General features: G+C 64.9%; 17 protein-coding genes. 12 read left to right on the forward strand and 5 right to left on the reverse strand.

The genetic code is table 11. The features are described from left to right. Window position 1 precedes the first annotated feature (1 nt). Both CH294_RS08455 and CH294_RS08460 read left to right on the forward strand, forming a co-directional pair. Entirely contained in the window at window positions 2–679 is a 678-nt protein-coding gene (locus tag CH294_RS08455; RefSeq protein WP_032378609.1) for an AIM24 family protein, read from the forward strand. 11 nt (window positions 680–690) lie between these two features. Beyond that, window positions 691–1434, forward strand: coding sequence for an AIM24 family protein (locus CH294_RS08460; protein WP_032402205.1), 744 nt, complete (start codon window positions 691–693; stop codon window positions 1432–1434). On the opposite strand, the gene CH294_RS08465 is transcribed toward CH294_RS08460, so the two are convergent. After that, window positions 1423–2175 carry an alpha/beta hydrolase gene (locus tag CH294_RS08465; protein WP_094737633.1) on the reverse strand — a complete coding sequence of 251 codons (753 nt, stop codon included), beginning with the start codon at window positions 2173–2175 and terminating at the stop codon, window positions 1423–1425. The genes CH294_RS08460 and CH294_RS08465 overlap by 12 nt on opposite strands. A gap of 28 nt (window positions 2176–2203) precedes the next feature. Here CH294_RS08465 and CH294_RS08470 point away from each other — a divergent pair, with 28 nt between their 5' ends. Then, a complete protein-coding gene (locus CH294_RS08470; protein WP_032378612.1) occupies window positions 2204–2530 on the forward strand; it encodes a hypothetical protein in 327 nt (108 codons plus the stop codon). A 48-nt stretch (window positions 2531–2578) separates the two neighbouring features. Further along, the gene (locus CH294_RS08475; protein WP_094737634.1) at window positions 2579–3304 is read left to right on the forward strand and encodes a rhomboid family intramembrane serine protease; all 726 of its coding nucleotides are present in this window, start codon (window positions 2579–2581) and stop codon (window positions 3302–3304) included. A 37-nt stretch (window positions 3305–3341) separates the two neighbouring features. On the opposite strand, the gene CH294_RS08480 is transcribed toward CH294_RS08475, so the two are convergent. Beyond that, complete coding sequence (locus CH294_RS08480; RefSeq protein WP_094737673.1) at window positions 3342–4490, reverse strand: macrolide family glycosyltransferase; 1149 nt, start codon at window positions 4488–4490, stop codon at window positions 3342–3344. 33 nt (window positions 4491–4523) lie between these two features. Further along, window positions 4524–4838, reverse strand: a complete 315-nt coding sequence (locus tag CH294_RS08485; protein WP_094737635.1) for a helix-turn-helix domain-containing protein — start codon at window positions 4836–4838, stop codon at window positions 4524–4526. 89 nt (window positions 4839–4927) lie between these two features. Between CH294_RS08485 and CH294_RS08490 the strand changes: the two genes are divergently transcribed. The 4 genes from CH294_RS08490 to CH294_RS08505 are packed head-to-tail and all read left to right on the forward strand — an operon-like array spanning window position 4928 to window position 11078. Then, on the forward strand, window positions 4928–6208 hold the full coding sequence (locus CH294_RS08490; protein WP_094737636.1) for an MFS transporter: 1281 nt from the start codon (window positions 4928–4930) through the stop codon (window positions 6206–6208). Further along, the gene (locus tag CH294_RS08495) at window positions 6177–6764 is read left to right on the forward strand and encodes a GNAT family protein (RefSeq protein ID WP_032402263.1); all 588 of its coding nucleotides are present in this window, start codon (window positions 6177–6179) and stop codon (window positions 6762–6764) included. The genes CH294_RS08490 and CH294_RS08495 overlap by 32 nt, the downstream gene beginning before the upstream one ends. Before the next feature lie 9 nt (window positions 6765–6773). Next, window positions 6774–9143 carry a lysylphosphatidylglycerol synthase transmembrane domain-containing protein gene (locus CH294_RS08500; RefSeq protein WP_094737637.1) on the forward strand — a complete coding sequence of 790 codons (2370 nt, stop codon included), beginning with the start codon at window positions 6774–6776 and terminating at the stop codon, window positions 9141–9143. 15 nt (window positions 9144–9158) lie between these two features. Beyond that, window positions 9159–11078 carry a bifunctional diguanylate cyclase/phosphodiesterase gene (locus CH294_RS08505; protein WP_249305162.1) on the forward strand — a complete coding sequence of 640 codons (1920 nt, stop codon included), beginning with the start codon at window positions 9159–9161 and terminating at the stop codon, window positions 11076–11078. 28 nt (window positions 11079–11106) lie between these two features. Here the strand turns inward: CH294_RS08505 and CH294_RS08510 are convergent, their stop codons facing one another. Continuing rightward, on the reverse strand, window positions 11107–11403 hold the full coding sequence (locus CH294_RS08510) for an antibiotic biosynthesis monooxygenase (RefSeq protein WP_032379396.1): 297 nt from the start codon (window positions 11401–11403) through the stop codon (window positions 11107–11109). 14 nt (window positions 11404–11417) lie between these two features. Continuing rightward, entirely contained in the window at window positions 11418–12923 is a 1506-nt protein-coding gene (locus tag CH294_RS08515) for a PucR family transcriptional regulator (protein ID WP_249305164.1), read from the reverse strand. Window positions 12924–13070: 147 nt separating this feature from the next. Here CH294_RS08515 and CH294_RS08520 point away from each other — a divergent pair, with 147 nt between their 5' ends. Genes CH294_RS08520 through CH294_RS08535 form a run of 4 tightly spaced genes read left to right on the forward strand, consistent with a single transcriptional unit; the run spans window position 13071 to window position 18083 of the window. Continuing rightward, the gene (locus CH294_RS08520; RefSeq protein ID WP_032402265.1) at window positions 13071–13937 is read left to right on the forward strand and encodes an FAD binding domain-containing protein; all 867 of its coding nucleotides are present in this window, start codon (window positions 13071–13073) and stop codon (window positions 13935–13937) included. A 2-nt stretch (window positions 13938–13939) separates the two neighbouring features. Further along, complete coding sequence (locus CH294_RS08525; protein WP_032378620.1) at window positions 13940–14413, forward strand: (2Fe-2S)-binding protein; 474 nt, start codon at window positions 13940–13942, stop codon at window positions 14411–14413. Continuing rightward, a complete protein-coding gene (locus tag CH294_RS08530) occupies window positions 14410–15762 on the forward strand; it encodes an 8-oxoguanine deaminase (RefSeq protein ID WP_094737638.1) in 1353 nt (450 codons plus the stop codon). The genes CH294_RS08525 and CH294_RS08530 overlap by 4 nt, the downstream gene beginning before the upstream one ends. Beyond that, window positions 15759–18083, forward strand: coding sequence for a molybdopterin cofactor-binding domain-containing protein (locus CH294_RS08535; protein ID WP_249305165.1), 2325 nt, complete (start codon window positions 15759–15761; stop codon window positions 18081–18083). The genes CH294_RS08530 and CH294_RS08535 overlap by 4 nt, the downstream gene beginning before the upstream one ends. The last annotated feature ends 26 nt before the right edge of the window (window positions 18084–18109 follow it).

Raw genomic sequence — 18109 nt, forward strand, 5'->3', positions numbered from 1 at the left:
CGTGCCGCTCGAACTCGTCAACAGCAAAGTCGTGAAATCCGTTCTGGCACCGAATCAAAACGTGCTCGCGCGTCGTGGATCGATGCTCTACTACACCGGCGACGTCCGGTTCGTTCCGCACTCGATGGGCGGCTCGGCCGGTGCCATGCCGGGCATGGGCGGCGTTGCCGGGATGGCCGGCCGGATGATGGCAGGCGAACACGTCGCGATGATGGCCGCCGAGGGGCAGGGCGAGGTCTTCTACGGTCACGCCGGGTTGTACATCGAGGTGATCCATCTCGACGGTTCGTCGATGCTCACCGTCGAAGCCGATCGGCTCCTGGTGCACGACGGCTACCTTCAGAGTTCCATCGTTGCGTTGACCTCGCAGGGCGGCGTCCGCGGAGCAGTGCGCGGCGCAATGACCGGGCAAGGTCTGTTCACGACGCAACTGACCGGGCAGGGCAGCGTCGCGGTCCTGTCGCACGGCGGCGCGACACCGTTGCAGGTCGGGCCCGATCACCCACAGGTGGTGGTCGATCCGCAGGCGTACGTGTGCCACATCGGCAACATCAACGTCGACATCTCTGCCAATGTCGGCTGGCGTGACGCCGTCGGCAAGGGCAGCGGCGAGGCGATCCAGCTGAAGATGACCGGCATGGGCACCGTGTGGGTTCAAGCCTCCGAGCAGAAGTTCTAGGGAGCGGCGCAATGAGTTTGGAGATTCACACCCCGTACACCCTGCCGGTCAACGACAACGTGCCCGGCAACGATTACGCGTTCTGTGTCGAACTCGCAGGTCAGCCGTGGTTCACGTCGAAGGGCGCGATGATCGCGTACTACGGCAACATTCGCTTCGAGCCGCTCGGGCAGACGTCGATGCCCGCCATCGTCGCCGCGCGGTTCTCGTCTCCGCTGTACTCGAACGACTGGGTTCTCGCGCAGGGTCAGGGCAAGCTGATTCTCGGCGATCGCGGATTCAACATCAACAGCTACGACCTCGACGACGGCAACCTGACGATCCGAGCCGCGAATCTGCTTGCGTTCGAGCCGACTCTGGATCTCAAGCAGTCCATCGTGCCGGGATTTCTCACGCTGCTCGGCACCGGTAAGTTCCTGGCCTCGTCCAACGGCACCGTCATGTTCGCCGAGCCACCACTACGCATCGACCCGGAAGCGCTTGTGGGATGGGCAGATTGCCCGTCGCCGTCGCATCACTTCGATGCAGACTGGATGCAGAACTTCCTCGGTGCGGCGCGCGGATTTCTCGGAGCCAACAGCGGCGAGGAGCGTCAGTTCGATTTCACCGGTGCCGGCACCGTGTTGATCCAGTCGAGCGAGAAAGTGCTCAACGATTCGCATCTGTTGCGCTACATCGAATCTCAGACGGTCTCGCTCGGCCAGAACTCGCTGCGGGCTCTGCACAACACCATCGGAGCCCGGCTACAGCAGTAGCCCTGCTTTCACTGCCTCTACGACGCCTTCGCGATTGTCGGCCATCATGACGTGGCCGGCATTGTCGATGCGCGTGAAACCCACACCTGCAGAAGCCAATCGGTCCTGCTGCCTCGGAGCGCCGGTACGCTCTCCGTAGACGAACAACCGCGGTACGGTGACCGACTCGAGCATGGCCTGCACCGTCGGATCAGGTCCCACGCACAGGCCGACGGCGGTGCGATGAAGTGCAACCGGATCGGCAACGCGCAGGGTGGACGCCCATTCCGGATCCGCGTCGGCGATCAATCGGTCGATACCGGTGTCGACGAACTCGGTCTCCGACTGCCGGGCAATCTCGACGCTGGCGGTGCCGTCCCACGGCAGCAGGTTGGGTTCGAGCACGATCAGTCGGCCCACCAGATCCGGTCGACGGTGGGCAAGCACGGTGGCGATCGAGCCACCCAGGCTGTGGCCGACGAGGTCGACCGAGGTCAGATTCCGCTCATCGAGCAGGTCTGCAACGGCGGCAGCATGGTCGTCGAGCAAGTAGCCGAAATCGAGCGGGCGATCGCTGAAACCGAAGCCGAGCAGATCCGGCAGCAGCCTCTCTCGGCCCTCGAAAGCTGCCTCTACTGCGATGGCACCGAATGCCGGGATGCCCGCCGAGCCGAGCCCGTGCAGAAAAACCAGAGCTGGGTCGGTGCTGCCCGGCAACGTGAACGTGCGGACGCTCGGCGGCTGTTCGGAGGAAACGCGCATACTGGAGTTTCACCTAGGAGGTACTGCCATGGCCAACCAAGGACCCTTCGGATTCGGATCCGACGACTTCGACAAGTTCGCCCGTGAGGCAACCGAGGGACTGCGCGAGGTGGTCGGTTCGCTGTTCGCCTCCAACGTCGGTGCACCCAAAGCTCCGCCCGAGCCCGAAACCACAGGTCAGAAGGGCGACGGAGTCTGGGCGATCTACAGCGTCGACGACGCCGGATCGCCGCAGATCGACCAGCTCTACGCCACCGAACTCGATGCCCTCCGTGCACACAAGGACAACACCGACCCGCGTCGACGGGTCAGGTTCCTGCCCTACGGCGTGAGCGTCAGCGTTCTGGAGGACTGACATGGGTGCATGCGGCTAACGTGCACCTGTGTCAGCGAACGGTGACGGATGAATTCCGGGACCGACGCACGATCTGCGGATCGCCACTCAGCCGTACCGACGTTTGTGGTCGCCTCGATCACCACCGTGGTCAGCGTGGTCGCCTTTCTCGACTCGAGCGTGATGGATCTGCTCGTCCGGAACCGGCCGCTCCTCGAATCCGGCCAGTGGTGGCGAGCTGTCACACCGGTACTGGTGCAGCCGGACGGTTGGGGTCAGTTCGCCTTCAACCTCCTCGGAACAGTGCTGGTGGGGATCGCCGCGCAGCGCCGGGTGGGGCCGGCCACTTGGTTGTGTGCCTACGCCATCGGTGGTGTCGGCAGTGTCGCGATCTACAGCATGTGGCATCCGGCAGACACCGGCGGCGGTTCGTCGGCGGCCGTCGCGGCCCTGATCGGAGTGCTGGTGGTGACCTGCGCGGTCGAGCCCGATCACAGTCCGCTCGGTGGATGCGCCCAGGTGTACGCGATGTTTTTCGCCGTCTACCTGACGGCACTCGATATCGGCGGCGTGGGCGCATCGGTGGTTGCGGGCAATGCTTCTATCGTGGCGACAGTGGTGGCGCGCCGCGGGCTGGGCGTCGAGCGAACGTCATTCGTGGTGCTGTCGATGGTCGCGCTGACCGGCATCACGATGACGGTGCTCAGAGACGACCACGGCACCGGCATCCTGGTCGGCCTCGCGTTCGGAATCCTTGCGGAGATTCGCCGTCGCCGCTCGACCACGGAGCGGTAGTCCGGCGCGCGGGAGCTACGAGCGCTCGCGACGTAACCTAACGGCGTAATGCCTCGACCGCATTCGCCGCCTGTTCGACGCCACCGTGTGCTCGCACCTCGGCACCGAGTTCTGCTGCACGTGAACCGAATTCGCGGGCGTCGGCGACTGCCTCTGCCAGCATCACAGCCGTGACCTTCTCGAAGTCCAGGTGCACGCCCACCCCGAGTTCGGCGAGCATTGCGGCGTTGCCGAACTGATCGACAGCCTGCGGCACCGCCACGGTCGGCACGCCGAACCACAGCGCCTCCGTGCACCCGCCCATCCCGGCGTGGGTGATGAAGACGGTGGTGGCGTCCAGCACCGCAAGCTGCGGAACATGTTCATGCACTTCGATATTCGCGGGAATATCACCCAGCACGGCCGGATCGACACGTCGACCGATGGAGATCACCACATTCCAGTCGGTGTTCCCGAACGCCTCGATACACAGTCGATAGAAGTCCGGTCGCTCGTTGTATCCGGTGCCGAGCGAGATGTACAGGACAGGTGCCCCGGGTGCCGTCCAGCTGCGGTCACTCAGGCGTACCGGATCGAGGCACGGTCCGACGAACTGCACCGTGTCGGCCACTCGGTCGGCATGCGGCTGCATCACCCGCGGAATCAGCGACAGGCAGTGCGCCGGATACGTGATCCACTCCCAGGGGTCGGCGTCGATGTCGTTCTCTCGCAGCCACGTTGCATAGGTGTCGCGATACGCGACACCGGTCGGCGACTCTCGGATGGCGGTCATCCCATCACCGAGATCCTCCGCGTAGCCGGCCCAGGCCACGTACGTCGGCGAGAGTTGCACGGCAGGCACCCCGTAGCGCACGCCGAGGACCGGTGCCGTCATGCCGCCGATGTCGTACAGGAACAGATCCGGCTGATCGTCGTCGTAGACCGCAGTGAGCACGGGGTACGACGCAATGGCCTCGTCGAGGAACACCCGCATCGCCGACGCCGGATCATCGGGCCACGAAGCCTCTCCGTCGGGCAGCATCGACTCGAAAGGGACCACCTCCACGCCTGCCGGTTCCACCATGTGCCGCAAGGAATCTCCCACGGCATAGGTGACGCGATGCCCGCGCCGCACCAGCTCGGCAATGACGGCCAGTGATGGATAGATGTGACTGGGAGCCGTCGTGCCGATCATTGCGATGTGCATGGGCATCACGGTACGACGGGCGACCGTTTCGGGCTAGCGGATTTCGTTGGCGATCAGATCGAGCAGGCCGGGGAACCGATCCTCGAGTTCGCGACGGCGCAGCGAGACCTTGCGACTGTTGCCACGGTCGACCTGGAACACGAGACCCGCCTCGCGGAGAACTCGAAAGTGATGCGTAAGAGTCGATTTGGTGACACCGAGCTCGAAAGACATACATGTTCGTTCGGCACCGTCGTCGTCGCCGACAAGTTCGGTGACCACCTTGCGGCGCAGCGGATCCGCCAGCGCGGACATCACCGCACCGAGTTGCATTTCTTCGGGCTCCGGATGCCCGTTCTCGTCTGCCATGAGCTCCTCCCGCATCAAGGTACGACTTGCGCCGTACCTCAAAACCTGTTCTAGTACGAAAAGCATCGTACCTAAGCGCAGGGGGATTCATGAGGGCAGTTCTACCGGTCGTACTCGCAGCGCAGTTCGTCGTGCCGATGTCGATCTCGGGCACCGCCATCGCGCTTCCGGTCATCGCAGCCGATCTCGGCTCCGATCCCACCCCGCTGCAGTGGGTCGTCAACGGCTTCAACGTTGCGTTCGCCCTCTTCACAGTGGTCTGGGGTGCGGTCTCGGATCGCATCGGGCACCGCACGTCGTTCCGCATCGGCGTACTGCTCACGGCCACGGCCAGCCTGGTGAGCGCACTCGCACCCTCCCTGCTCGTACTGGACGGGGCGCGGGTGGTCGCGGGTATCGGTGCCGCTGCGGTTCTGGTGGGCTCGACGTCGATTCTTTCGCTGCATTTTCACGGGACCGAACGGGCCACGGCATTCGCACTGTTCGGCACCGTGAACGGGCTGGGGCTGGCACTGGGTCCGACGATCTCCGGGCTGCTGATCGCCGCGGTCGACTGGCGCGGGGTGTTCGCCGCTCAGGCGATCGTCCTGCTGATAGCGGCCGTTGGCACCCTGGCTCTGCCTGCTCTGCGAAGCGAATCCACCAACCGTCTGCTGGATTTCGGCCTACTGCGCAACCGTCGATTCCTCGCGCTCTGCCTGGTCCCGGTCGCCGGAGCCATCGGTTTCGTCACCCTGCTCACCTATCTGCCGGCCGCCCTCAGCGCAGTCGCGTCGATGACTCCCGGCCGAGCCGGATTGTTCATGCTGGCGATGACCATCCCGGTTCTTCTCGCCCCGCTGACCGTGGCACGGCTGAGCACGATGTTCGACGCCGTGACCCCCAGCCGCGTCATTCTCGCGAGCCTGGGCTGCCTCGCTCTCGGCAATATCGGCATGCTGGCCCTGCAGCCCGGCGTCCCACTTCCCGCCGTGACGATCCCCATGATTCTGGTGGGGCTCGGTTTCGGACTCCCCATCGGTTTGGTCGACGGCGAGGCACTCGCCGCGGTTCCGCCGCACAGCAGCGGCACCGCCGCCGGGGTACTCAACCTGTTCCGCATCGGCAGCGAGGCCATCGCGGTCGCCGGCTATGCCTGGCTGCTGGCCTTCCTCATCCGCGGGCGGGTGTCGAACAAGATCGACGCCGACGCCGCTGCATCCGGGCAACCCGGATTCGCCGATGCCTACGCACACGCTTTCACCGAGGTGATTGCCCTCGTCGTCGTCGCTGTCGCCGCCACCGCTGCGGCAATCATTGCGCTTTCCCGGACGGCACGATCCGACGTATCGTCGGCGAATGCCCTTTCTGCAACCGGTGACCCTCGCTGACGATCTCGTGACTCTGGAGCCGCTGAGCCACGACCATCTCGAAGGACTGTCCGACGCCGCCCGCGACGGCGAGTTGTGGAACCTCTGGTACACCAGCGTGCCGAAACCCGAGGACATGGCGGCAGAGATCGATCGTCGGCTCGGATTGCTCGAAGCCGGAACCATGCTCCCGTTCACGCTGCGCCGCAACGACACCGGCCAGATCATCGGCGCGACGACGTTCTGCAACGTCGACTCGAAGAACCGTCGGGTCGAGATCGGGTACACCTGGAATGCCCGCTCCGCGCACGGAACCGGCACCAACGCCGCCAGCAAATTGCTGCTGCTGACGCATGCCTTCGAGGAGCTGGGATGCATCGCCGTCGAATTTCGCACCCACTGGATGAACCTGCAATCGCGCACGGCGATCGCAAAGCTCGGTGCCAAGCAGGATGGAATTCTGCGCAATCATCAACGCATGCCCGACGGTTCGTTGCGCGATACCGTCGTGTTCTCGATCATCGAATCCGAATGGCCCGCCGTCCGCAACGAACTCCGCAGGCGTACTGCACGGTAGGTTGACCCCATGCGTGTGGATGGGCGGGACATTCCCGTAGCGGGGAACCTGCTTCAACCGCTGGTGCGAAGAACCAGCGACATCATTCGGGTCGTGTCGGCTGCGGTACTGCTCGGCCTGGTCATCGCCGGTTCGCTGATCACCAGAAATCAGTGGGATGCGCTCGAGGAATCGGTATCGAACATCGTCGGCGTGCTCAGCCCCGACCAGTCCAACGCCGTCTACATCGTCTACGGCGTCGCCATCCTCGCGCTCCCGTTCGGAGTCCTGATCGGCCTGATCGCCGGCCGCAAATGGAAACTGCTCGCCGGCTACGCGGCAGCGGCATTGCTGGCCGCGTTGGCGCTGTCGATCACCGGCACCGGAATCTCCACCCCCACCTGGGACCTGGACGTTCCCGAGCGACTCGACACCTTCCTGTCGCAATTCCTCGACGACTCGCGCTGGATCGCGATGTTGGCCGCGGCCCTCACAGTGTCGGGCCCCGGCCTGCCCGCGCGGTGGCGTCGGGCATGGTGGACGCTGTTGCTCGCGTTCGTGCCGATCCATCTGGTCGTCTCCACTGTCGTTCCGGCTCGCTCGATGCTCGGTCTGGCCGTCGGCTGGCTCGTCGGAGCCGTCATCGTGCTGCTGGTCGGTACGCCGGCTCTCGAGGTTCCTCTCGACGCAGCACTGCGTCTGTTCCGCGATCGCGGCGTCACCGTCCACAGCTTCACCGTCGTCCGTCCGGCCGGACCGGGTCCGTTGGTGTTGAACGCACACACGTCCGATGCCGATGTGGTGGTCGAGTTGTACGGGCAGAATCAGCGCAGCGGCGGCGCGCTACGACAGTTCTGGAGATGGATCACGCGGCGTGGCAGTGAAACTGCGCCGCTCCATGCGTCGATGCGCAGGGCCGTCGAGCATCGAGCACTGATGGGCTTGGCCATCGAGAGGCTGGGTGCCGCGGGCAGCCATCCGCTCGCGGTCGCGGCACTCGATCGGGGGTGGACGTTGTACGCGCACGATCTGCCCCTCGGTCAGCCGGTCGAGGCCGAGCACGACGACGCCACCCTCAGCGCGTTGTGGAAGGCCCTCAACACCCTGCACGAGAACCAGATCTCGCACGGAGACCTGCATCGAGGCGAACTCCGAATCCATGAGGGTCGGGCTCTGTTCTGCGGATACGGGCACGCCGAACTGGGAGCGTCGGATGCCCAGATGCAATCGGATGTGGCGCAGCTGTTGCTCACCACAGCAGACCTTTTCGGCTCTCGCCGTGCCGTGGAAACGGCCGCCGGCGTCCTCGGCTTCGATGCCGTGATCGCGGCATCGGGCCGTCTCACCAAGTCCGCCATTCCGCCTCGAATCCGTCAGTCGGTTCGCGATGCAGCCAAGACGATGAAGGCCGTCCGGCTCGAGGTGCTCGAGCAGACCGGGGCCGCCAAGATCGAGGCCGAACAGGTCACTCGTTTCAGCCGAAACCAGATCATCTCGCTCGTGTTGTTGATCGGATTGGTCTACGTCGCGTACCCGTTCATCAGCGCAGTGCCTGCGTTCGTCACCGAACTGGGTTCGGTGGACTGGTGGTGGGTTCTGCTCGGGTTGGCGGTCTCTGCTCTGACATACGTCGGTGCCGGAGCTGCGTTGTGGGCGTGCGCGTTCGGCAAGGTCAGCTTCTGGAATCTGACGGTCATGCAGGTTGCCAACACCTTCGCCGCGACGACGACCCCCGCGGGCGTCGGAGGGCTGGCTCTGAGTGTGCGATTCCTGCAGAAGGGCGGATTGGGTGCCGTTCGCGCGACAGCGGCTGTGGCACTGCAACAGTCGGTCCAGGTGATCACGCACGTCAGCCTGTTGATCTTCTTCAGCGTCGTCGCCGGTACCTCCTCGGGGTTGTCGAACATGGTGCCCGGCAACACCGTGCTGTACCTGATAGCGGGTGCCGCATTCGGTGTCGTCGGAACTTTCATGTTCGTGCCCAAGTTGCGCCGGTGGCTTCGAGTCGCCGTCCGGCCGCAGATCAAGGAAGTCCTCACCGAACTGGGCGAGCTCGCGCGAGATCCCAAGCGCTTTTCGATCATCATTCTCGGTTGTGCCGCAACGACATTGGGTGCAGCGCTGGCATTGTGGGCGAGCATCGAGGCCTTCGGCGGCGGTACGACGTTCGTGACGGTGACCGTCGTGACGATGATCGGTGGAACCCTCGCGTCCGCCGCACCGACACCCGGCGGCGTGGGTGCAGTGGAGGCCGCACTGATCGGCGGTCTCGCGGCGTTCGGGCTACCTGCCTCGATCGCAGTGCCGTCGGTGTTGCTCTACCGTGTGCTGACCTGCTGGTTGCCGGTGTTCCTCGGGTGGCCCACGCTGCGTTGGATGACCGAGAAAGACATGGTCTGACCCACAGGCCGACAGGTGCGCCCGATTTCGGCCCCGCCACTGGTAGCGCTGGTAGCGTTCGTGATGGCCGGGGATCTGCCCAGGAGAGGTAAGCCCATTTCCAAACCGGGAACCGTGGTGACGGCCCAGGGCCGTACGCGGTACAGACCTGGGATCGGCATCCCTCTCGACAGCGTCGAGGACGACTACACCTACTTCGCGAACACCGCACGCGAACGTTGGGTGCGTTACTTCATCGGGCTCGTGACACTCCTGTTCGGTGTGTCCGGCGTCCTCATGTCTGCCACCGGCATCCACTACGAGGGTCTGGACGTGTACGTCTTCCTCGGCTCGTTGACGACGATTCCGGTGGCGATCGCCTGGTTCCTGCGGCCGTGGCCGTCACCGCGCGTGGCCAACGCCTTCGTTCTGTACGCCGATATCGGCGTCGTGGCGACCCTGTTCAGCAGTACGAACCGCCTCGTCCCGCTGACCGGGTGCATGATGTTCACCATCGTGGCGGTCTTCACCGTCATCGCCAGCTCGTATCGAGTGATGTGGGCTCACCTCGCCGTCTCGATGGCGACGGTCCTCACTCTCGCCGTCCTCGCAGTGAAACAGGGAACGAACCCGTGGCTGGTGGCCGCGACCGCGGTCACCGTCGTCACGTTGTACCTCACCCCGCTGATGATGCGGGCCTACATTCGGTACCTGCGTTCTCGGGCGTCGGGTGCAGTCACCGATTCGTTGACAGGCCTGTTCAACCGGCGTGGATTGCTCGAAGCGATCGACGGCGTCGGTATCGCGTACGCCGCCGATGCTTCCGATCGGACCATCGGCGTCACTGTGCTCGACATCGACCGGTTCAAGGAGATCAACGACCGGTTCGGTCACCCGACCGGCGACGCCGTCTTGATCGAGATCGCAGCGCGCCTCACCGCCGCGGTCCCGCGGACGTCGGTGGTCTCGCGCCTGAGCGGAGACGAGTTCGTGGTGGTGCACGTCGGGTCCCCCGGCGACATCGAATCGACTGTCGACAAGATCCGGAGCGGTCTCGACGAGACGTTCTCCGGACCTCCGTTCACCACCAGCATCGGATCTGCCGTGGAATCGCTCGAGAGCGCACCCGTCACCCCGACGGTGGTGCGCAAGCTGATCGCACTGGCCGATATCGAGATGTATCGCAACAAGTCTCGGCTGGCCGGGGACGACGGCAGCGCGCGCGGCAGCAGTACCGGAACGCGAGCCGACATTCGCGCACGCATCGAAGGTCTGATCTCGCGAGGTGGGCCGGACGTGGTGTTCCAACCCATCTGCGACACCGTCACCACTACCGTCGTCGGCTACGAGGCGCTCTCGCGCTTCCCGTTCGGCTACGGCTCGCCGACGATGTGGTTTCGCGACGCGACCAACGCCGGAATCGGGCCGCTCCTCGAAGTTGCGGCCATCGAACGTGCCCTCGTTGCCGCCGAGTCTCTGCCCCGCGGAATCTTCATCTCCCTCAATGCATCTGCCGACACCATTCGTTCCATCGACCTGGCTGCGAAGCTACGACCGTTCCAGAAAGACCGAGCGTTCCACATCGAGATCACCGAACACGAGCGGGTCGACGACTACCGTGCGGTCGCTCGAACCATCGAATCCTTACGCGTGGCGGGCATCTCGATCTCCGTCGACGACGTCGGTGCCGGCTTCGCCGGGCTTCGCCAGGTGGTCGAACTGCGGCCCGACACCCTCAAGGTCGACTACGCATTGGTGCACGGAATCGACACCGACGCGGTCCGACGGGCCGCTGCTGCATCGGTGATCGGATTTGCCCACGAGATCGGCTCGACCGTCATCATGGAGGGCGTCGAGACGGAGGCGGAACTGCAGGTCGCCGTGGAACTCAGAGCCGACATGGTGCAGGGCTTCCTCACCGGGCGGCCACTTCCGTTGGCGAAAATAATCGAGTGACGTTGCGCTGCGCCATCGCGCAGTGAACTCAGATCGACGAATCCACGGAGAACTTCGTCAGTACAGGCGCGGCAGCCAGGAGCGGCGGCATCTCGGTGATCTTGCCCGGGCCGGCGCGGAACTCGCGGTACTTCGCATCGGCCTCGGCCGACTCCCACGTCTCGTACGCGACGACATGCGCCTCGTTCTCCTCGTCCACCCACACCTCCACGCCGAGGCAGCCCTCGAACGCACGGGTATCGGCAAGCACCGTGCGCAGCAACGCACGCGCCTCGGCAAGAGATTCGGGCTTGAACGTGAAATCCAGTGTTGCGATGAGGGCCATGGGCTTCACACTAGTCATCTCAGCCGAAGTGCCAAGTAGAACTCGATTCTGTCCTCCAGCCGCGACAGGTCGCGGCCGGTGAGTTCCTCGATGCGCTGCATTCGGTACCGCACAGAATTGACGTGCATGTGTAGTTGTTCGGCGCATCGGGTCCAGGCACCGTTGGTGTCGAGGTAGACCGACAGCGTGGCGATGAGATCGCTGTTGTGCTGATCGTCGTACTCCGTCAGGGGATCGAGAAGCCTCGAGGTGAACATTCGGCGGACGTCGTCGGGCACATTTGCCAAAAGTATTGTCAACGTTGCCAATTCGTCATGACCGACGACGCTGCAGTCCGCACCCCGCCCCTCGGCGAGCCTGCGGGCGTAGCGCGCTTCCTCGATTGCGCTTCTGATGTCGGCGGCCGCGGTGGGAGCACTGACCCCGATGGTGGTGCCGCTGCCGATCAATCCCGGGGTGACGGACTGGACGGCACGCCGAACGGCGTCGGTCTTGTCGGTACGCGCCTCCACCACAGCGATGGCCTCGTTCTCGACGACTCCCAGCGTGATGTCGAGAGGTGCCAGCAGTTCTCGTAGCAGCGGCCGCAGCTCACCGAGCCGGAGCGTCTCCCCCGAGGTAGCGGCAACGATTGCCGCATAGCGTGTTTCGGTATCGAGTCCGATGACGTGCATCTGCGCCAGGATGTCCGCCGGTGTCGCGCCGCCCACGATGGAGCGAACGAATTCCTGAGCGAGGATGCCCGATCCTGACACGCGTTCGTCGACGCGACCGCGTTCGACGGCGACGATCGACGCCAACTGCCCGGCCAGCGATGTCCTCGGGACATCCCATGTCTGCCAATCGCTTTCGAAGGCGACGAACCAGTCCACGACACGTGGGGTGGCCTCCCCGTCGACCGGAAAGATCGACACCCGCTGCGTTCGGCAGTACCGCGGCAGACGTACCGAAGTCATGAACTCCCGCGCGACGGCCGCAGTGTCGGGCGGGTTCTCGGATCCGGCGAGAACACGTCCCGACGAGGTGACGACCCAGCACTTCATACCCAGATCGGAACTCACCATCTCCAAGAGCGGCCCCAGGCCGCCGCCGGGTCCGGCGCTCGCCACGAGGCGTCGATGCCGGTCCAGCACGAGGCCCAGATCCGACGCCCGCGCCGTCGAGAGCTGCCGGACGACACTTTCGGTGACCGTGGCGAAGGCGATGTCGGCCGGCACTCGAAACAGCGGCAGACCGTGTTCGCGGCAGGCGTCGACCAGGTCGTCGGGCACAACACCGCCGTCGGAGGCCGCTAGCGCCGCGATTCCGGCCTTGGACACCGCCCGCACGAAGGTTCTCGAATCCTCCGGGCCCGCCCGCCACATCAAGCCGGTCAACACCAGTTCGCCGCCGCTGAGGTAACGGCTCGGATCGAGCATGTCGGTGGTGACGACCCACCTGATCGTCGGGTCGAAATGCTCGGGAGTCACGATCGGCTGCAGCTTCAGATCGGGGAGATCGGCCAGATCACGCAGTCTCACGGTGCCATCGACCTCCTCTTCGTATGATCCTCCAAAACCTACACTGTGATCGGCGTCATACTTCGTCGTTCCTGTCCCTCGTTCGCGGTACGCCCGGCGGCTGTACTGGGTGAACACGAAATATGGACAGCGAGCGGAGCACCGAACATGGATTTCCTGCGACCACAGACCTGGAGCGACGCGTTGGCCGCAAAGGCCGACGACGTCGACGTGGTGCCCATTCAGGGCGGCACCGACGTCATGGTCGAGATGAATTTCGATCTGCACCGACCGGGCGGACTGCTGGATCTGAACCCCATCAGCGAACTCACCGAATGGCAACAGCTACCCGACGGATCGCTTCGGGTGGGGGCAGGCGTGCCCTACGTCCGCATCATCGCCGAGCTCGGAGACAAACTTCCCGGCATCTCACAGGCGTCCCGCACCGTCGGTTCCCCGCAGATCCGCAATCGCGGCACCGTCGGCGGCAACCTCGGCGGAGCATCTCCTGCCGGTGACCTGCACGCGCCCTTGCTCGCTGCGGGCGCGACAGTAGAAGTGGAATCGGCCGCACGCGGGGTACGGATGATCCCAGCGACCGACTTCTACCTCGGCGTCAAACGCAATTGCTGCGAGCCCGACGAGCTGATCCGTGCGTTCCACGTCATGCCGGCGGCGGGACCTCAGTACTTCTCCAAGATCGGCACTCGCAACGCGATGGTCATTGCGGTGTGCTCGTTCTCGATCGCACTGTTTCCGCAGGAGGGCCGCGTCGGCACCGGTCTCGGCTCCGCTGCGCCGACGCCGCGTCGGGCTTACGATGCCGAGAACTACCTCGCGGCCGAACTCGACTGGGACGGTGCCCTCGATCCGCGGGTGTCCGAGGAATTCGGCCGATTGGTCAGTGCGGCAGCAAGTCCCATCGACGACGTACGAGGCACTGCCGATTACCGCAAGCACGCCCTCTCCGTGATGGCCCGGCGCACGCTGGGTTGGGCATGGCGAGACCTCACAGCCGCACGGAAGGTGGCCTGAACATGCGAGTCAACTGCACCATCAACGGAAAAGACATGGAAGCCGACGACGTCTGGGAGGGCGAGAGTCTGCTGTACCTGCTGCGTGAACGCATGGGGCTGCCCGGATCCAAGAACGCGTGCGAGCAAGGTGAATGCGGATCGTGCACGGTCTATCTCGACGGTATCCCGGCCTGCGCCTGCCTGGTGGCCGCCGGACAGGTCGAGGGCCGCGAGATCCGTACCGTCGAAGGCCTCGCCGACGGCGACAAGCTCGACCCGATGCAGGAGGCGTTCGTCGAGTGCGGAGCCGTCCAGTGCGGGTTCTGTACCCCGGGACTCGTCGTCCAGGCGCACGATCTCATCGAGCGCGTTCCCAACCCGTCGGACGTCGAGATTCGCGAGTCTCTCGCCGGAAACCTCTGCCGCTGTACCGGATACGAGAAGATCCTCGACGCCGTACGGCTCGCAGCAACCCGAAAGGCCGAAGCCAAATGACCACCGTCATCTCGGGTGCGTACATCGCCCCGATCGTCGGCGACGAAATCCCGAACGGGTATCTCGTCGTCGAGGGCACCACGATCAGCGCCATCGGATCGGGCCCGGCACCGATCATCGCCGGGGCCGAGACGATCGATGCGTCCGGCTGCCTCGTCACCCCCGGCCTGGTGAACACTCACCACCACCTCTACCAGTGGGCCTCTCAAGGTCTGGCCAAGGACAACACCCTGTTCGAATGGCTTGTTGCACTGTACAAGCCGTGGTCCAAGATGGACGCCGAAGTCGTCGGCGGTGCTGCCGCAGCCGGGCTGGGATGGCTGGCGAAGTCGGGGTGCACCACGAGCACCGATCACCATTACATCTTCCCCAAGGGTCGTGGCGACCTGTTCGCCGCCGAGATCGATGCGGCGCAACGCATCGGCGTCCGATTCCAACCGTGCCGCGGCTCGATGGACCGGGGCGTGTCCGACGGCGGATTGCCGCCGGACGAGGTGGTCGAGTCGCTCGACGACATCCTCACCGCCACCGCCGAGGCCATCGACACCTATCACGACGCCTCCTTCGGTTCCATGCTCCGCATCGCGGTCGCACCCTGTTCGCCTTTCTCCATCAGCAAAGAGCTGCTCGTGGAGTCCGCCGGGCTTGCTCGCGCCAAAGGTGTTCGGCTGCATACCCACCTGGCCGAAACCCTCGACGAGGAAGAGCACTGCCTCGCTCAGATGAACTGCACCCCGGTCGAGTACATGGAGCAGGTCGGCTGGCTCGGTGACGACGTGTGGTTCGCCCACGCAGTCCACCTGCACGACTCCGATATCGCAAAGATGGCGGCCACCGGCACCGGCACTGCCCACTGCCCGAGTTCCAATGCACGTCTGGGCGCAGGCATCGCCCGAATCTCCGATCTACTCGTGGCCGGCGCACCCGTCGGCCTCGGTGTCGACGGTTCCGCCTCGGCCGAGATGGTGCCGCTGGCCGGCGAGGTGCGCCAGGCAATGTACATGCAGCGCGCCAAGTACGGTCCGACGGCACTCACGGCGCGTCAGGCACTTGAGATCGGAACCATCGGCGGTGCAACGGTACTGGGACGTCAGAGCGAGATCGGTTCGCTCGAGGTCGGCAAGCTGGCCGACGTCGCGATCTGGCGCACCGACGGGTTCTACTCGGCCGTGGACGATCCGGTCGTGGCGTTCGCCTACGGGCAGACGCCACCGCTGGCTCGCTTGATGGTGGGCGGACGAACGATCGTCGAGAACGACGTTCTGACCAGTGCACCGCAGGACGAAATAGGCCGCGCCGGAGCCGATGCGCACCGTCGCCTGATGAAACTCGCGGAGGACGTGCTGTGAGCGCCCCGACCACTACACCCCGGCAAGCTCCCGCCGACATCCCAGCACCGGGACGCGGCCGCGTCGGCGACAGCCCGCTGCGGCCCGACGGTACGTTGAAGGTGAAGGGCGAGTTCGCATATTCTTCGGACCTGTTCATCGACGGCATGCTCTGGGGCGCAACGCTTCGCAGCCCGCATCCCCGTGCGAAGATCGTCTCCGTCGACATCTCTAAGGCACTGGCAACACCCGGCGTCGAAGCTGTTCTCACGCACGAGGACGTGCCGGGACGTAAATGCTTCGGACTCGACCACACGTGGGACCAGCCGGTGTTGGCCTTCGACGAGGTGCGGCACGAGGGTGAACCGATAGCACTGATCGCAGCCGACCATCCCGAAACCGCCCGGCGCGCAATGGAAAAGATCGTCGTGGTCTACGACGTGCTCGAGCCCCTGACCGATGCCCGTCGCGCAGCCCTGGATCCGGATTACCCGAAGGTGCAGGAACGCGGCGGAGTGGCTCGGCATCAACCGGTTCGCGTCGGCAACGTCGCCGCCGCTCGGGCGACCGCGGACGTCATCGTCAGCAGCGACTTCGCCGTCGGGATCCAGGACCAAGCATTTCTCGGACCGGAATCCGGACTGGCCGTACCGGCCGAGGACGGCGGAATCGACCTGTATGTCGCAACGCAGTGGATGCACAACGACCTCGCACAGATCGGCCCGTGCCTCGGCCTGCCCGAGGAGAAGATCCGGATGACGCTCGCCGGCGTCGGCGGAGCATTCGGTGGCCGCGAGGACCTCTCGATGCAGATCCACGCCGCGATGCTCGCCATGCACACCGGCAAACCCGTCAAGATCGTCTACAACCGCTACGAGTCGTTCTTCGGTCACGTGCACCGCCACCCGGCGCAGATGCACTACGAGTACGGTGCGACCAGCGACGGCAAACTCGTGTTCGCCGATGTCGAGATCATCCTCGACGGTGGCGCGTACACCTCGGCCACCCTCAACGTCGTCGGCAACGCGGCCTCGCTCGGGGTCGGACCGTACATCATTCCCAACATCGAGATCGATGCGTACGGGGTGTACACGAACAATCCGCCATGCGGTGCGATGCGTGGATTCGGCGCAGTACAAGCATGTTTCGCGTACGAGTCGATGATGGACAAGCTCGGTGAGGCCTGCGGCATCGGACCGGTTGCGATCCGCCAGATCAACGCCGTCAGCCAGGGCTCGATCCTGGCCACCGGCCAGGTGATCGAAGCGCCGGCACCCCTCGCCGAGATGCTCGCCCGAGCCGAAGCGATGGAACTACCTGCCCCGCTGGATGCGTCGGACATCCGGAATCTGCCGGGTGGGGCGTCTCAGACGACCCACGGCGAAGGGGTCGTTCGAGGGATCGGTTACGGCGTCGGGATCAAGAACATCTGCTTCTCCGAGAACTACGACGACTACTCCACTGCTCGCGTCCGCCTCGAGGTGATCGGCGGTGAAGTAACGGCATTGGTGCACACCGCTGCCGCAGAGGTGGGGCAGGGTCTGGTGACGTTGGAGGCTCAGATCGCCCGCACCGAACTCGGAGTCACCAAGGTTGTCATCCACCCGGCCGACACCAAGGTCGGCAACGCCGGATCGTCCTCCGCGTCACGACAGTCGTACATGACCGGTGGTGCCGTCAAGACTGCCTGCGAGGCCGTCCGTGAGGCGGTGTTCGTCCTGGCCGGCCTGTACCTCGGCCGCGCCGTAGCGGACCTGAGCCTCGACGGCGGCAAGATCGTCTCGGCCACCGACGGTGTGCTGGCGACGATCGAGGATGTGCTCGGCGACCGAGTCATCGAGCAGACGCGCGAATTCCACCATCGCCCCACCAGCGGAATGGATCCGGTCACCGGGCAGGGCGCGAGCCACACCCAGCTCGCCCTGTGTGTCCACCGCGCCGTGGTGGACGTCGACGTCGATCTGGGGCTCGTGAAAGTGGTCGAGATGGCCGCTGTTCAGGACGTCGGCAAGATCCTCAACCTTCTCTCGCTCGAGGGCCAGATCCACGGCGGCACAGCCCAGGGCCTCGGCCTTGCGGTGATGGAGGAGATCGTCGTCGTCGACGGACTCGTGAAGAACCCGTCGTTCACCGACTACCTCATCCCGACAATTCTCGACATGCCGCCCATGAAGCTGGACATTCTCGAGAACCCGGATCCGTTGGCACCCTATGGCCTTCGCGGCGCAGGCGAGCCACCCACGCTGTCGTCGACGCCCGCCGTCGTCGCTGCCATCCGCAACGCCACCGGACTCGCCTTGACCCGAGTTCCCGTTCGACCCGAACACATCGTCAACCCCTGATTCATTCGATGAGACCTTCTCCAGCA

Source organism: Rhodococcus sp. 14-2483-1-1, assembly GCF_002259335.1.
In the GTDB taxonomy this organism is placed as follows: domain Bacteria; phylum Actinomycetota; class Actinomycetes; order Mycobacteriales; family Mycobacteriaceae; genus Rhodococcoides.

Coding starts and splice junctions, on each gene's coding strand:
- CH294_RS08520 (WP_032402265.1), top strand. CDS start 13,071: ATGGATTTCCTGCGACCACAGACCTGGAGCGACGCGTTGGCCGCAAAG.
- CH294_RS08465 (WP_094737633.1), bottom strand. CDS start 2,175: ATGCGCGTTTCCTCCGAACAGCCGCCGAGCGTCCGCACGTTCACGTTG.
- CH294_RS08530 (WP_094737638.1), top strand. CDS start 14,410: ATGACCACCGTCATCTCGGGTGCGTACATCGCCCCGATCGTCGGCGAC.
- CH294_RS08510 (WP_032379396.1), bottom strand. CDS start 11,403: ATGGCCCTCATCGCAACACTGGATTTCACGTTCAAGCCCGAATCTCTT.
- CH294_RS08470 (WP_032378612.1), top strand. CDS start 2,204: ATGGCCAACCAAGGACCCTTCGGATTCGGATCCGACGACTTCGACAAG.
- CH294_RS08525 (WP_032378620.1), top strand. CDS start 13,940: ATGCGAGTCAACTGCACCATCAACGGAAAAGACATGGAAGCCGACGAC.
- CH294_RS08485 (WP_094737635.1), bottom strand. CDS start 4,838: ATGGCAGACGAGAACGGGCATCCGGAGCCCGAAGAAATGCAACTCGGT.
- CH294_RS08495 (WP_032402263.1), top strand. CDS start 6,177: ATGCCCTTTCTGCAACCGGTGACCCTCGCTGACGATCTCGTGACTCTG.
- CH294_RS08490 (WP_094737636.1), top strand. CDS start 4,928: ATGAGGGCAGTTCTACCGGTCGTACTCGCAGCGCAGTTCGTCGTGCCG.
- CH294_RS08460 (WP_032402205.1), top strand. CDS start 691: ATGAGTTTGGAGATTCACACCCCGTACACCCTGCCGGTCAACGACAAC.
- CH294_RS08480 (WP_094737673.1), bottom strand. CDS start 4,490: ATGCACATCGCAATGATCGGCACGACGGCTCCCAGTCACATCTATCCA.
- CH294_RS08500 (WP_094737637.1), top strand. CDS start 6,774: ATGCGTGTGGATGGGCGGGACATTCCCGTAGCGGGGAACCTGCTTCAA.
- CH294_RS08475 (WP_094737634.1), top strand. CDS start 2,579: ATGAATTCCGGGACCGACGCACGATCTGCGGATCGCCACTCAGCCGTA.